We start from the raw sequence: 15,167 nt of genomic DNA on the forward strand, positions 1-15,167 counted from the left end.
AAAAATTCATTGAGCTAACCTAGAGCTAACTTATGTTCGATTATCTCGAAAAACAATTACCCAAACTAATTTTGGCACCTACTGCCATTGTTACTTTGGTCTGTATGTATGGCTTTATAGGCTGGACTGCAGCACTGTCTTTCACCAAAAGCCGCATGCTACCCCAATGGGATTTTGTCGGCTGGCAGCAGTACGAGCGTTTATTCGCTAACCCACGGTGGCATGTAGCCTTAGACAACCTGCTAGTGTTTACTGTGCTTTTTATTGTGATTGCATTATTTTTAGGCCTTATGCTGGCCATTTTATTAGACCGTAATATTCGTAATGATGGGGCTTTACGCACCATCTATCTTTACCCCATGGCAGTGTCTTTTATAGTCACAGGTACGGCATGGAAGTGGATTCTTAACCCAGGTTTGGGTATAGAAAAAATGGTCCGCGACTTAGGCTTTACAGACTTTGAATTTCGCTGGCTAGTCGATCCAGATATGGCCATTTATACTATTGTTATTGCTGCAGTTTGGCAATCTAGTGGATTTGTTATGGCGATGTTTTTGTCAGGGCTTCGCGGAGTGGATGATAGCTTGATTAAAGCCGCCCAAATGGATGGGGCCTCGGTATTTCGCACCTACTGGCATGTTATTTTGCCTGTCATGCGCCCTGTATTTTTTGGCGCCGTGGTGATCTTAAGCCACATTGCTATTAAAAGTTTTGACTTGGTGCAGTCCCTCACAGGAGGTGGCCCAGGCTATGCATCAGATTTACCAGCCACCTTCATGTATACCCATGCATTTAGCCGTGCCCAAATGGGCTTAGGCGCCGCAAGTGCCATGGTGATGCTAGCAGGTGTAATGGCCATTATAGTGCCGTATCTATACTCTGAGTTGCGAGGTAAAAAGTCATGAGCTCGTTAACTCTTTCTAAAAAGCTATACAAAGCCTTTTTTATTACTTTGTTGTTGGTGTTTGCATTGGCCTATTTAGGGCCTTTATACGTCATGCTAACAACCTCCTTTAAAGGCATTGAAGAAATCCGTAACGGTAACATCTTAGCTTTGCCAAATGCTCTAAATGGCAGCGCATGGGTTAAAGCATGGAGCAGTGCCTGCACTGGTGGCGACTGTTATGGCTTGGCACCCTATTTTTGGAATAGCATGCGCATTGTTATACCTGCTTTGCTTATCTCTACAGCAGTGGGTGCATTGAATGGCTATGTGCTATCTCAATGGCGTTTTAAAGGCAGTAATTTCCTCTTTGGTGCTTTATTGTTTGGTTGTTTTATTCCTTTTCAAGTAATTCTGCTGCCTATGGCTAAGCTCTTAGCTTGGCTTGGTTTGGCCAATACGGTAACCGGTTTAGTGTTAGTGCATGTGATTTATGGCATAGCATTCACCACCTTATTTTTCCGTAATTACTATGTGGGCATCCCCAATGAATTAGTGCGTGCTGCAAGGCTAGATGGCGCAGGCTTTTTTGCTATTTTTAGGCATGTATTTTTGCCTCTTTCTACTCCAATAATAGTAGTAAGTGTGATTTGGCAATTCACTCAAATTTGGAATGATTTCCTCTTTGGAGTGGTTTATTCCGGGCCAGGCACTCAGCCGATTACAGTGGCACTGAATAACCTAGTGAATACCACCATGGGCGGTAAAGAATATAACGTCGACATGGCTGCTGCGGTCATTGCCGCCTTACCTACCTTAGTCGTTTATATAGTGGCTGGTAAATATTTTGTACGTGGTTTAACTGCGGGCGCCGTCAAAGGCTAATAAGAAGATTTTACAAAGGAAAGAAACCGATATGGGTTCCATACAAATACAACAACTTACCAAGTCTTTTGGCGATACAGAAGTGCTAAAGGGCATAGATTTAGACATTAAAGATGGTGAGTTTCTCATCCTAGTAGGCCCCTCTGGCTGTGGTAAATCTACCTTAATGAATAGTATTGCTGGGTTAGAAGAAGTAACCAGTGGAGATATTTTAATTGATGGCGATAATATCACCGATTTAAGCCCTAAGGAGCGAGACATTGCGATGGTGTTTCAGTCTTATGCGCTTTATCCCACTATGAGCGTCTCGCGCAATATTAGTTTTGGTTTAGAGATGCGCAAGGTACCTAAAGCTGAAATAGAAAAAACGGTTGCTGATGTGTCCCAGCTATTACAAATAGAGCATTTATTAGATCGTAAACCTAGCCAACTTTCAGGTGGTCAGCGTCAACGTGTGGCCATGGGGCGGGCTTTAGCGCGCAACCCTCGGGTGTTTTTGTTTGACGAGCCTTTGTCTAATTTGGACGCTAAGTTGCGAGTAGAGATGCGCACCGAGATCAAAAAGCTACATAAACGCTTGGGTACAACCATTGTTTATGTAACCCATGATCAAGTAGAGGCGATGACTTTGGCTGACCGTATTGCGGTAATGAAAGATGGCCAAGTACAGCAGTTTGGCACACCCTATGAGATCTACAATAACCCAGCCAGTCGCTTTGTAGCAGACTTTATGGGCTCACCGCCAATGAACTTCATTGAATGTGTGGTATTGGATGACAAGTTAGTGATTGAAAGCCAAGGTGAGAAGTTTGAGCTGCAAGTGCCACATGGAGATCACCTTAAAAATGCGGGTGTAGACACAGTGATTCTAGGGATTCGCCCAGAAATGATTACTGAGCCAAAGCCCCATGTTGAAGGCGCGTTAGTGCATTCTATACCTATGCAAATTGAAGTGACCGAGCCTATGGGCCCAGATACTATTGCTTTTGGACAGTGGAATAGCACTGAAATTCAGGCTAGGCTAAGCCCAGAAGCAGGAGTAGATGCGCAGGATACTGGCAAGATTACGGTGCAAGTGGATACCAGTAAAGCCGTATTGTTTGATGCCTTTAGTGGTGCTCGATTAGGTGTTTAAGCATCCATAGTGTAATTATCAAAACTTAAATCACCGCGCCATGCCCATATTGCTAAAAGATCTTCGTCTTTGGTTTTCAGGGCATGGTCTATGCGGTCTAAATGTTCAAAGCTTGCCCCAGGTGTTTGGGGCTTAAAATCTTGGTCACCTCTTTGCCAAAGCGCTGTACCACTTATAATGTGGTAAAGCTCCAAAGCATTATGGCGATGCTTTGGATAAAAGGTATGGGCTTGTTGCCAGTAAATGCCAAAACGAAATTGGTCACTAAACTTCACACCCTCTGGGCCTACTAGCTCTATGTAGGCGCGGTTTACGTCTTCGCTGTTACTAAATACACCGCGTTCTACCCATGTCAAATAAGCCCCAATTTGCGCCATAGCTTTTCGAAATTCGTCGTCATTTATAGCATTTATACTGGCCGCTAATGGCAAAGTGTTAGGGATGTCATTCCAAGTAGGGTGCGTCTTTGAAAAAGGCAGCAACAAGGATGCAACCTCAATGCCAATAGCAGTATTACTTGCAGCAAACCGCGCACAGGCAAGGTGAATAAATTGTTGCCAGTGAAGGTTTCTACTTGAATTATTTGGCATGCTCTAATTCCAGCTTAGTAGTGTTTCGACTAACGAATTTCGGTGCGGTAACTAAAGCTATCCGCCCTGCCTCTAGTAATTCTAAACTCAACAGGGAGGTTATTTTTACTATAGGTTAACCGGTGCAATACCACCAGTGGTTCACCTACCGCTATGCCCAAGCTAGCCGCTGTGGTTTGGTCTGCTATTTCTGCCGTAAGGGATTCTTCTGAGCGAACAATAGGCAAATCAAACTGGTCTACAACCACAGCGTATAACAAATCTGGTATGTGCACTTCCTCTTTTTCCAAACCACGCACTAGGTCTGCTACCCACCAACACTGCTCTATCAATACGGCTTTGTCATCACGAAAGCCTACTCTTTCTATGTAAACCATCTCAGTACCTGTGGGCACATGAAGCCTTTGGCAAATCTTTTCGCTGCCGATAGCAAGCTCTCTCACAGGGGTTTGCTTACGAATTCGTACAGGGTTTCCAGAGTGTGTGCCGTAAGAGAAGAAACGAAATAAGCTGTTATTAAAATCGATGCGAGACACGTAGGTGCCTTTACCTTGATGACGGTAGAGTAATTTTTGATGAACCAGGTTTTCAAGAGCTTTTTTAACGGTGCCAGTGCTGACTGAAAGGTATTCTGCTAATTGTGGCTCAGAGGGGATTAAATCACCAGGTGCTAATTCACCTGCGGTAATTTGTTCTTGGAGAAAATTTTCCACTACTTTGTATAAAAGTTTCCCTGGGGTTTTTTTGATGGGCCATTGAGTCATTAAGTATTTGAATCTCTGATGTTTATATAAAATTAACCTTTAAATTAATAGCTCGAATCTTAACAGATTCTGACATTGGACAAAAAAATATTATCATAAAAGCTTGACTCATGTATATGAGTTATATTATCTATACATTACTTTGAAACGTTAATTCTGAAAAATTAATAATAATTACAACTATTGTGGTGAGTTTTAGGCTCTCCCAGAGGAAGAATCCGTGGAAATATTTGATTATATTGGGGCTATATTCAGCGTCAGTAACCTTACAGTGTTGATTCTAGCCACAGCTGGGGGGTTGATTCTAGGGGCCTTACCAGGCTTAAGCCCCACCATGGCTGTTGCACTACTGATTCCATTTACCTTTCAAATGGATGCGGCTACAGGCTTAGTGCTTTTGGGCGCTGTATATACTGCAACCGTTGCAGGTGGAGCGATCAGCGGCATTTTAGTTAATATTCCCGGAGCCCCTGCAAATATTGCTACGGTATTAGATGGCCACCCCATGGCTAAAAAAGGTAAAGCAACCCAAGCGCTCCATTTTTGTTTTATTAGTTCTTTTGTTGGCGGCATTATTGGTGTGTTGGTGTTGATATTCTTTACGCCCCCCTTGGCTAAGTTAGCACTTCGATTTGGACCTTCGGAAATGTTTTGGATGGCCATTGTGGGTGTCACAGTCATAGGCACTTTAGGCTCCAAGTCAGTGGTAAAAGGGCTGTTCTCTGGGGTGTTAGGATTATGGATCTCAACCATAGGCATCAGCCCAATATTTGGAGAATCACGTTTTGTATTTACCGACCACCTTACTGGAGGGGTGCATATCGTTGTGGCCTTGATTGGTCTATTTGCTGTGCCTCAAATCTATCAACTTTTGGTGACCAGTAGGCAAAAATCTAGTGGAGGTTTATTTGCCACTGAAAAAACCTCGTTATTATCATCTATTCGATACAATTTAAGCCGCTTTAAAGCCTTAACTATTGGCACTCTTTCTGGAGTGATCGTGGGTATTATTCCTGGTGCTGGTGGGCAGATAGCAGGTTTGGTTGCCTATGATCAAGTTAGAAAGTTTAGTCCAGATGCTAGCAAGTTTGGCCACGGTGAACCCGATGGCGTTATTGCGGCAGAGTCGGCTAATAATGCAATGGTTGGCCCCTCATTGGTACCTTTGCTAACCCTAGGTATTCCAGGTAGTCCAACAGCAGCGGTATTATTAGGTGGCCTGCTGATTAATGGTTTGTTTCCAGGCCCTGATTTATTTACGGTGCATGCACAAGTGACTTGGACTTTTATTGGGTCATTACTAGTAGCGCAAGTATTTATGCTTATTATTGGCTTAGCTTTGAGCCGCAGTAGTAGTTACTGGGTGATGCGTGTTCCGTCTCAATATATGGCGGCAGCAGTGACTGTGCTTGCTGTGTTTGGCACCTATAGTATTCAAAATAGTTATTCTGATGTAGTGCTGATGTTAGTGCTTGGTAGCTTGATGTATGTCCTCAACAAATATGGCTTTAGTGCAGCACCTATAGTGCTGGGCATTATATTAGGCCCTATCGCAGAAGATAATTTTTCCATGGGCAAAATGATTGCTGATGTGGGAGATGGCGCACTACCTTACTTTTTGACAGGTTCGGTAAACCTAGTGCTTATATTTGTATGTGTAGTCTCCATTGGCTACAGCGTTTGGGTAGAAATAAAGCAACGCAGGCAGGTGGCTCCAGGTATGAAGCGCTCAGCCCCAGGCACACGAGTGGCTGCCATTGGTGCATTTATAGCTTCGTTGGTGGTGTGGGGCATGGTGATGTCTGCTGATGGTAGCCAAGCCTACGACTTCCCATTTTTACTGGCCGTGTTGATGTTTGCGTTTGCCGCTATATTGTTAATTGATACACTGCGCATGTGGGCACGCCAAAAATCAGGCCCAGGCCTAGTGGAGTGGTCAGACCTTGGTATGGGCATCGCAGTGATTGTGGGTTACTTGTTGATCATGCAAACTTCAGGCTTTTACTTAGCGTCTTGGATTGCTTTTTCAGCTATTGTTTTATTTTATACAACGGATATAAATCGACAAAAAACCACCCGAATAGTGTTGGTTTCCCTAGGGTTTATGACCGCCATTTATGTGCTCTTTAGCCTTTCTCTAAGAGTTATAACACCAGGTTTTTTCTAAACGATTCGCACTATTTGGATGGTCCATATAATGCATAAAAACGCTACTCACATCACATGAGTTGGCTAATAATAAAAGGTAACTACCATGATACTAAAAAAAATAAAATCATCTATTCTTATAGCTGCAGTCACCACCGTATTGTTGGCGCCCAGCGCTACAGTATTAGCAGCTGATTTCCCTAATGCTCCCATTCAGGTAGCTGTTGCTTATGGCCCAGGTGGTGCAACAGACTTCCAAGCCCGTATTGCTACGATGATGGCGGGCAATGAAAAATATCTTAATATGCCAATGGTTATTTTTAACAAGCCAGGAGCAGGTGGCCAAAAAGGCTGGAACTGGTATGCCAGTAGTGCCAGTCAAGATGGGCACCAGCTTGCAGCGTATAACGTGCCACACTTTATTGCGCAATCACTTAAGTTTGACACCTCCTACAATATTAACAATCTAGAGCCCATCGCCAACTGGGGTGCAGACCCAGCTGTGCTTATTGTGCCAGCAGATAGCCCATTTAACTCAGCTACAGAGCTTGTGGCGTGGGCAAAAGCGAACCCAGGCAAGCTTACGGTCAGTGGTGCAGGTTTGTATGTAGGACATCACATTGCTGGACTGCAGCTAGACAAAGCAGCCAACATTAGCACTCAGTACATTCCTGCTGGTGGCGGTGTGCCTGCAATGAAGATGGTGTTAGGTAGTCAAGTAATGGCTGGTTTTAACAACCTTAGTGATGCTTTTCGTCAAGGTGATCGTATTAAAATTCTTGCGGTAGCTGATAATCAGCGCGAAGAGACTTTTTTGCCAAATGTACCTACGTTTAAAGAGCAAGGCATTGATATTGATGACTCGAGTGTAAACTTCAGAGGCATTATGGCTCGCACGGGCACACCATCTGAAGTGATAGATTTCCTTGCAGAACGAGTGCATGCAATGTTCCAAGACGCAAAAGTGGCTGGTAAAATGAAAGCAGGTGGTTCACCTATGCGCATTATGACCCGTGCTCAAGTGCAAAACATGTGGGCTGAGCGTCAAGTTTACTTAGACGGACTATTAGCAGATCTATAATCTTCGTTAAGTAATGAGTACAACTGCATAGACCGGGTCTTTTCAGTTGTACTCTTTTTCCAACTCAACCCTATCGTAAATAATACTTTGACATGGAGATTTAAATGTCACAGATGGACGCTCATAGTCAAGTAGCTCAGTTAATACAGCAAGCTAATCAAGCTCAAAAAACGCTTGAAGCTTATGATCAAGCTGCAGTGGATGAACTAGTGACAGCCGCTGCTTGGGCATTGGTTAACCCAGAAAACAACCAAAAACTATCTCAACTTGCCGTAGCCGAAACAGGCTTGGGTAAGGTATCAGACAAAATTACTAAAAATCACCGTAAAACCTTGGGTTTGTTACGAGACATGAAGGGTGCCAAAACAGTAGGTGTCATTAAACGTGACACCCAAATGGGCATTGTAGAAATTGCTAGGCCTGTGGGAATTGTAGGGGCTATAGTACCTTCCACCAACCCCGTTGCCACACCGATGAACATGATATTGAATGCGCTTAAATGCCGCAACGCGATTATTTTATCGCCTTCACCCAAAGGTCAGCCAAGTTGTAACCGGTTGATTGAACTCATTTATCTTGAGTTGGATCGCATAGGTGCCCCACGTCACTTAGTGCAAGCCTTACCGACTCCAGTTAGTAAAGATTTGAGCATGGAGTTGCTCAAACAAGTAGATCTTGTAGTGGTTACTGGATCTCAAAATAACGTTAGGGCAGCTTACACATGCGGTACTCCAGCGTTTGGCGTGGGGGCTGGTAACGTTACAAGCTTAGTTGATGAAACTGCCGATCTTTCATCTGCTGCAAATAAAATAAAGGCATCTAAAACATTTGATAACGCCACAAGCTGCTCTTCAGAGAACAGTGTGATTATCGTTGAAGAAGTTTACAAAGACATGTTAGAGGCACTGCATTTAGTAAATGCATGTTTGCTAAACGCCAAAGAAACGGCAGCTTTAAAAGCGACGTTGTGGCACAACGGTCATTTAAATGCGGCCATGCTTGCTAAGCCTGTAAGTGTGATGTGTGAGCTAGCAGGCATCACTCGCCAAGCAGCGTGTGATGCTGATTTTCTCATGGTGGAAGAAACAGGAGCAGGAGCTGAGTTTCCTTTTTCTGGTGAAAAAATGGCACTTGTGCTTGCCGTCTATCGTGCTAAACACTTTGAAGATGCACAACACATTGCTAGCGAAATTTTAAACTACCAAGGTAAAGGCCATTCTTTAAGCCTGCACAGTGAATCGGTTGAGCGAGCAGAAATGCTAGGGCTAAAAATGCCCGTATGTCGAGTGATCGTAAACCAAGCCCACTGTTTTGCTACGGGCGGCAGCTTCGATAACGGCCTGCCTTTTTCTTTGTCCATGGGCTGTGGCACTTGGGGAGGCAATGTGACAGATCAAAATGTGCACTACCGGCACTTTATGAACGTGACTCAAATAGTAACCACTATTGCACCCAGAGAAGTATCGGTTGATGATATGTTTGCTGATTACCATCGCAGGTATCTGTCATGAGCTTACAAAACTACATCCCGCCTGCAGATACAGTTAAAGCCCTGATACAACAACATGCTCGCTTACAGCCCAATAATATTTATGCAATATTTCCAGAGACACAAAGCGCATTAACGTATCAGGACTTGGAGCAAGAAATACTAGAATATGCTGCGCAATTTAATGCGTTAGGGCTAGTGCAAGGCGATACTATTTCGTTCATGATGGGCAACGGTAAAACAGCCTTAATGTTGTTTTTAAGCGCCTTATATACCGGCCTTATCATTTCTCCGCTAAACCCTGCAGCAGGGCCAGACCAGATAGCTTATGTGTTACAACATTCAGACACCAAAGTAGTGTTTTTATCCCTAGCGTCCAAGGCTGTGATACTCGCTTTAGAAGACAATTTGCCCAAACAAATTAGGCTTATTGAAGCTGATGAAGATCATAGCCCTAACTGGATAAAAGCAACTCAAAGCACAACAAGCTGGGCCGAAATCACGCCTCAAAACGATGGTTTGTTGATGTATACATCAGGCACTACAGGCCGCCCTAAGGGGGTGATACTGACCCATAAAAACTTGCTGGCTGGCGGCATGAATACAGCCGTAGCCCATGGGCTAAAAAGTACTGATAGGGGCCTTTGTGTGCTGCCTTTATGCCATATTAATGCCCAGTGTGTGTCTGTGATGGCCTCTTTAGTAAGTGGTAGTAGCATAGTGATGCCACACAATTTTAGTGCCTCACGTTTTTGGGATTGGGTGATTAAAAATCAGTGTAGCTGGTTTAGTGTGGTGCCTACAATTATCTCTTATTTGATGCATCAAGCACCAAACGGTGAAGCTCAACGTGTGGCACAAGCTACCACCAAAGTACGTTTTGGTCGTTCTGCGTCTGCCGCACTGCCTCCGGCGCTCCATGCGGGCTTTGAGAAAAGATTTGGTGTGCCTATTGTTGAGACCATGGGCCTTACGGAAACCTCGGCACAAATACTCTCTAATCCATTACCTCCTGAAGCTAACAAATATGGCTCTCCAGGGCTGGCCTATGGCACCCAAGTGAAAGTGGTAGATCCTGCTGGGCAAGAAGTATCCAGAGGTGTGGAAGGGGAGCTACTAGTAAAAGGCGCTTGTGTGATGCGCTGTTATTATAAAAACCCCATAGCTACTCAAGAAACCATAGATGACCAAGGCTGGCTTCACACAGGTGATTTGGCGATTATGGATGAAGATGATTTTTGTTTTATTACTGGGCGCATCAAGGAGCTAATCATTAAGGGTGGGGAAAACATAGCTCCGCGTGAAATAGATGATGTGCTTTACACGCATCCTGCAGTCATGGAAGCAGCAGCCATTGGCATTGATGACCTGCACTACGGGCAAGAAGTAGAAGCCTGTGTGGTGCTAGGCCAAGGTAAAGACATCACAGAGTTAGAGCTTATCCAGTTTTGTCAAAGCCGCTTGGGGAAGGTAAAAACGCCAAAGCAAATACACTTCTTAAGTGATTTGCCCAAAGGCCCTTCTGGTAAAGTGCAAAGGCTTAAATTAGCACAACGAATGGCAAAAACGATACAAAGCTCATGAAGCTATTAGCTATCTATATAATAGGATGTAATTAAGCTGATTTGAGTCTTGCCGTTATCCTGTGTCGCAGGTGTCCATCAATGTGGCGTTTGTTTGCTTTGTTTACGCTCCAGCTTGCTGCATAATGAATCAAAATAAGATTCATCCTAGTGCACACCAAGAGGACACAACCGTGATTGCAAGCGACAAAACATTAGAACATGACTTCATGCACTGGCAGTGTTTAAGCCGATTATTTGCTGCACGCCAAGCAGCAGGTTTCCCATTAGATGAAGCAAAACCTTTAGTGTGCTATGGCGCCGAAGGTGACATAGGTGTTGAGCTAACTATTTTGATATTAAAGCGAGAGCTAGATCATCTGGTAGCACAATATAAGCACAACGCTATAAAAACGGTTGATCCTATTGAACGCTTTGAATGGGTAGTGAAACAGCTGTCTGCAGACTATTATCAAAAAGCGGATAGCTTTCAATCCACCATGACCGCACTTTGCCCCATAGATGCCCCCCATGCCCAAAAATTGCTGGATGCTGGTGAGTGTAGAATGGTGTTTCGAGCGCGTGGTGATGGCTATTTGGTGCCTGCCAAAGTGGTTCAGCTAGAGCCAGATGATATTAGAGCAAAATTCACCCAAATTCATAACTTCCATTTCAATCACAAACAGCCCCAACCCCATGTGATTTTAGGTTTTGAGCCTGATTGGGAAAACGCCTATAAGGTGGCGCCTTAAACCGCATAAGATTAAACCCATGCTGATAAATAATACAGGCCAATTGAGGCCTGCATTATAAGGCGTGCTACCTTCCATCAATACGACCTGACCAGTCACCTGGGCTTGCTCATATAATGGGGCAATGTGAGTAGTCACTCCGCTAGCATCTACTAGTGCAGATACCCCGCTATTGGTAGCTCTTGCAACGGGTTTGCCATTTTCTAAAGCTCTCATCTGCGCCATTTGTAAATGTTGCCATGGTGCTAAAGAGTGTTCAAACCAAGTGTCGTTACTTACGGTTACAATAATCTGTGCATCGGCTGCTTGCGCAGCTATCAACTGTGGGTAGGCGATCTCGTAACAAATATTACCTGCAATGGGTATGCTTTGCGTGAGCAGACCTTGCTCTTTTTGGGGCAATTTAAATGCAGACATCGGTAAGTCAAAAAACTCTATAGTGCCTCTTAACCAAGACTCTAATGGCACATACTCACCAAAGGGTACCAAACGCTGTTTATAATACTGCCCATCTTCGGCACCAAAGGCGATGAGTGAATTATAATAGTGTGCTTGTGTTTGGGCAGTATCTCGGATCACCGTGCCACTGATAATTTGTGTATTCTTTTGTTTGGCTAGCTGGGCAAGGGGTTGGAGCACAGGAGCAATATAGTCCCAATAGGTAGCGATGGCTGTTTCTGGCCAAATGATCAAATCACTGTCTAAATGCCGGTAAGACTGTGAAAGGTAATAAGCTAATGTGGGGGTTAGATTTTCTGGTAGCCATTTTTCTTCAAGCTTTACATTGGCTTGAAGTAAGGTAACTGTAATAGGTTTGTCTTGGCTTGGTTGAGTCCAAGAAATGGTGCTTAAACCATAACCAAAAAGCCATACACTGGTGAGCAAAACAAAACGAACAAGTGGCTTAGTTTGCATGCCAAACACTAATAAACTACTTAATAGCAACAGCAGTGTAACGCCGTGCACGCCAAGTATAGGTGCATATCCGGCTACAAAAGTGTCAAGCCCAGCATAGCCTAAATATAACCAAGGAAACCCTGTGAGTATCCAGCCACGCAATAAATCTAGGCTTAGCCAAAGGCCTATAAATAACAAGCTAGGGTATTGGTGATGAGGTTTTATACGAAAAAACACACCCGCAAAAAGGGCATAAAGTAATGCCAAACCACCACAGAAAAAACTAGTAAGCACAGTAGCTAGTAGCCAGTGTGTGCTGCCATGGTCTACCATGCTGACAAACACCCAGCTCACCCCAACGCCAAAATAACCTAGGCCATAGGCAAAGCCTACAAGGGTGGCGTGTTTGTTGGATTGGCTTTGATTTAGGCTATACCAAAATAGCATTACACTTAGCAATGCCAAAGGCCATAGGCCACTTGGTGCAAGAGCTAATGGTGCTATAGCACCAGCAAAGATGCTGGTGGCTAGATTAGCTTTGGGGTGCAGGCTCATTAGCATCAACGCTAACAGGGTTAACTTGCATGAGACGGATTCTACGGTTGTCAGCAGCCAAAATTTGGAAGATTAGCTCACCAATTTGGATTTTTTCATCTTTAGCAGGTAAATGGCCAAACTGCTGAGTGACAATGCCACCGATGGTATCAAACTCTGTTTCGTCGTAATAAGTGCCAAAGTGTTCGTTAAAATCTTCAATGGTAGTGAGGGCTTTAACTAAAAAGCCATTGTCGGCAAAAGGCCTGATGTTGCCATCGTCATCTTCTTCGGCGTCTGTTTCGTCTTCAATTTCACCCACAATTTGCTCTAAAACATCTTCGATAGTAACAAGGCCGGCTACGCCGCCGTATTCATCTAAAACGATAGCCATGTGGTAGCGATTGGTGCGAAATTCGTTAAGCAAAATAGAAAGACGCTTACTTTCTGGCACAAAAATAGGCTTGCGCAACATAGCGCTTAGGTCAAAATTATCCATTTGCTTAGCAAACGCAAGAGGTAATAAATCTTTGGCTAATAAAATGCCCAGCACTTCATCTGGAGACTCACCAATAACCGGAAAACGTGAGTGTGACGTTTCGGTGATGGTGTGCATAAACTCTTGAGTGGTTTGGTCTGCCTTTACAACTGCCATTTGAGGGCGTGGCACCATAATGTCACGCACTTGCATGTTTGACATCTGTAAGGCGCCTTCAATGGTATCAAGCACCTCACGATCTAATATCTGATCTTCTTCTGCCTGACGGATACGCTCTAACAGATCTTCTTTGGTGCTAGGTCTGTCGCTTAGAAAAAAAGAAAGTTTATCCAGCCAGGAGCGTTTGTCCTGACCGTTGGTCGACGCGTCGTCGTTCATAAGGAGTGTGTATTCCTAAAAGTTAATAAAACCAGTTTATACGCTTAAGTGCTTTGTTTAGCAACATAAGGGTTTGGTATGTTGAGTGAGGACAAAAGCCTTGCCTCTAGAGTTTCCATCGCTTGAGCTTCTGCCTCTTGTATATGGTCGAAACCTTGTAAATGCAAGGTGCCGTGAATAACTAGATGCGCCCAGTGATCTTCTACCGGCTTGTCTTGTTCGGTGGCTTCTTGGGCTACCAACGCTGCATTAATTACTAGGTCGCCCAAATAGTTTATATCACCTAGCTCGGCAGCCATTTGTGCGGCTAACTCTGGGTCATCAAATTCGGGTTGTTCAAAGGCAAAAGACAACACATTAGTGGGCTTATCTTTACCGCGATATTGCAGGTTAAGCTCGTGGCTTTCGGCGTCATCTACTATGCGAATAGTGATTTCAGCTTCAGCGTCTGATGATTGTATTGCAAGCTCAGCCCACTGCTCTAGATGCTCAAGGGTGGGTAATTGCTTACTTTGGCTTGCAATTTGTAAGTCTATAATCATGATGTTTTGTTTTCAAAAGCGTCATAGGCATCAACAATGCGCTGCACTAGGGGGTGGCGCACAATGTCGCTAGACAAAAAGTGGGTGAAACCAATGTTGTCTATACCATCAAGCACTTCAATGACATGTTTAAGGCCAGACGGGGTGCCTTTGGGTAGGTCTATTTGTGTGACGTCACCCGTAATAACCGCCGTAGAGCCAAAACCAATGCGCGTAAGAAACATTTTCATTTGCTCACGGGTGGTGTTTTGGCTTTCATCTAAAATAACAAAACTGTTGTTAAGCGTTCTGCCACGCATATAAGCTAAAGGGGCAATTTCTATGATATGTTTCTCTATCATACGAGCCACTGTTTCTTCCCCAAGCATTTCATAAAGGGCATCATAAAGAGGGCGCAAGTATGGGTCTATTTTTTGTGCTAAATCGCCAGGCAAAAAACCAAGCTTTTCACCCGCTTCTACCGCTGGGCGCACTAATAAAATACGACGCACATCTTCACGCTCTAGTGCTTGCACTGCACAGGCAACAGCAAGGTATGTTTTGCCTGTGCCTGCAGGGCCAATGCCAAAATTAATGTCAAACTCATCAATAGACTTAATGTAGCTTTGCTGAGTTTCACCACGAGGCTTAATAGTGACGCGTTTGGTGCGAATGCTAAGCCCAGTGTCTTGGGGTTGGTTAGCTTTAGGCGCCAAGAGGGCGGTATTGGTTTCTGTCATGGTATGTAGGGCTTCCACTAAGGCAAGATGAACCATTTCTGGGGTAACTTCACTGGTATTTTGGGCTTCACGATAGAGCTGCTGTAATACATTTTCACTAGCAATGCAGGCCTTTGCAGTGCCTGCTAAGTGAAAACGATTGCCGCGGTTACTAATGCTTACATGCAGCCGCTGTTCAATAAGGCGTAGGTTTGCATCCAGCTGACCTTGCAAGCTAGCAAGGTGTCTAGTGTTATCTGGCAACAGGCTAAAAATAGAGCCTGTGTGCTCAGAAGACGTGGATGAAGAGCTATTAGTAGACTTTGTCAT

Annotated in this window: 14 protein-coding genes; 8 read left to right on the top strand and 6 right to left on the bottom strand. The window is 44.2% G+C overall.

All coding sequences use genetic code 11. The annotated features are described in order from the left end of the window. Positions 1-32: 32 nt before the first annotated feature. Genes ABXT42_RS02280 through ABXT42_RS02290 form a run of 3 tightly spaced genes read left to right on the top strand, consistent with a single transcriptional unit; the run spans position 33 to position 2,903 of the window. Positions 33-905 (top strand): carbohydrate ABC transporter permease, encoded by an 873-nt coding sequence (locus ABXT42_RS02280; protein WP_443628762.1) that lies wholly within the window; start codon positions 33-35, stop codon positions 903-905. Beyond that, positions 902-1,768: a carbohydrate ABC transporter permease gene (locus tag ABXT42_RS02285; protein WP_443628763.1), complete on the top strand. Its 867-nt coding sequence runs from the start codon at positions 902-904 to the stop codon at positions 1,766-1,768. Before ABXT42_RS02280 ends, ABXT42_RS02285 begins: the two co-directional genes overlap by 4 nt. 31 nt (positions 1,769-1,799) lie before the next feature. Further along, the gene (locus ABXT42_RS02290; protein WP_443628764.1) at positions 1,800-2,903 is read left to right on the top strand and encodes an ABC transporter ATP-binding protein; all 1,104 of its coding nucleotides are present in this window, start codon (positions 1,800-1,802) and stop codon (positions 2,901-2,903) included. Here the strand turns inward: ABXT42_RS02290 and ABXT42_RS02295 are convergent. Then, positions 2,900-3,493, bottom strand: a complete 594-nt coding sequence (locus tag ABXT42_RS02295) for a dimethylsulfonioproprionate lyase family protein (RefSeq protein ID WP_443628765.1) — start codon at positions 3,491-3,493, stop codon at positions 2,900-2,902. The two genes, ABXT42_RS02290 and ABXT42_RS02295, sit on opposite strands and share 4 nt — an antisense overlap. Positions 3,494-3,522: 29 nt before the next feature. Continuing rightward, entirely contained in the window at positions 3,523-4,257 is a 735-nt protein-coding gene (locus tag ABXT42_RS02300) for a GntR family transcriptional regulator (protein ID WP_443628766.1), read from the bottom strand. Positions 4,258-4,477: 220 nt separating this feature from the next. Between ABXT42_RS02300 and ABXT42_RS02305 the strand changes: the two genes are divergently transcribed. The 5 genes from ABXT42_RS02305 to ABXT42_RS02325 all read left to right on the top strand — a co-directional run bounded on the left by ABXT42_RS02305 (position 4,478) and on the right by ABXT42_RS02325 (position 11,289). Further along, on the top strand, positions 4,478-6,424 hold the full coding sequence (locus ABXT42_RS02305; RefSeq protein ID WP_443628767.1) for a tripartite tricarboxylate transporter permease: 1,947 nt from the start codon (positions 4,478-4,480) through the stop codon (positions 6,422-6,424). A gap of 87 nt (positions 6,425-6,511) precedes the next feature. Further along, entirely contained in the window at positions 6,512-7,486 is a 975-nt protein-coding gene (locus ABXT42_RS02310; protein ID WP_443628768.1) for a Bug family tripartite tricarboxylate transporter substrate binding protein, read from the top strand. Between the two features lie 104 nt (positions 7,487-7,590). Continuing rightward, positions 7,591-8,997, top strand: coding sequence for an acylating sulfoacetaldehyde dehydrogenase (gene sauS, locus ABXT42_RS02315; protein ID WP_443628769.1), 1,407 nt, complete (start codon positions 7,591-7,593; stop codon positions 8,995-8,997). Beyond that, a complete protein-coding gene (locus ABXT42_RS02320) occupies positions 8,994-10,559 on the top strand; it encodes an AMP-binding protein (protein ID WP_443628770.1) in 1,566 nt (521 codons plus the stop codon). Before sauS ends, ABXT42_RS02320 begins: the two co-directional genes overlap by 4 nt. A gap of 124 nt (positions 10,560-10,683) precedes the next feature. Next, complete coding sequence (locus ABXT42_RS02325) at positions 10,684-11,289, top strand: hypothetical protein (RefSeq protein ID WP_443628771.1); 606 nt, start codon at positions 10,684-10,686, stop codon at positions 11,287-11,289. Here ABXT42_RS02325 and lnt read toward each other — a convergent pair. Genes lnt through ABXT42_RS02345 form a run of 4 tightly spaced genes read right to left on the bottom strand, consistent with a single transcriptional unit; the run spans position 11,242 to position 15,167 of the window. Then, entirely contained in the window at positions 11,242-12,741 is a 1,500-nt protein-coding gene (gene lnt / locus ABXT42_RS02330; RefSeq protein WP_443628772.1) for an apolipoprotein N-acyltransferase, read from the bottom strand. The genes ABXT42_RS02325 and lnt overlap by 48 nt on opposite strands. Beyond that, complete coding sequence (locus tag ABXT42_RS02335) at positions 12,719-13,597, bottom strand: HlyC/CorC family transporter (RefSeq protein ID WP_443628773.1); 879 nt, start codon at positions 13,595-13,597, stop codon at positions 12,719-12,721. Before ABXT42_RS02335 ends, lnt begins: the two co-directional genes overlap by 23 nt. A 44-nt stretch (positions 13,598-13,641) precedes the next feature. Beyond that, on the bottom strand, positions 13,642-14,139 hold the full coding sequence (ybeY, locus tag ABXT42_RS02340; protein WP_443628774.1) for an rRNA maturation RNase YbeY: 498 nt from the start codon (positions 14,137-14,139) through the stop codon (positions 13,642-13,644). Then, positions 14,136-15,167 (bottom strand): PhoH family protein, encoded by a 1,032-nt coding sequence (locus tag ABXT42_RS02345; protein WP_443628775.1) that lies wholly within the window; start codon positions 15,165-15,167, stop codon positions 14,136-14,138. The genes ybeY and ABXT42_RS02345 overlap by 4 nt, the downstream gene beginning before the upstream one ends.

Origin of the sequence: Candidatus Njordibacter sp. Uisw_002 (assembly GCF_047730155.1) — a bacterium.
In the GTDB taxonomy this organism is placed as follows: Bacteria; Pseudomonadota; Gammaproteobacteria; order Pseudomonadales; family Balneatricaceae; genus Njordibacter.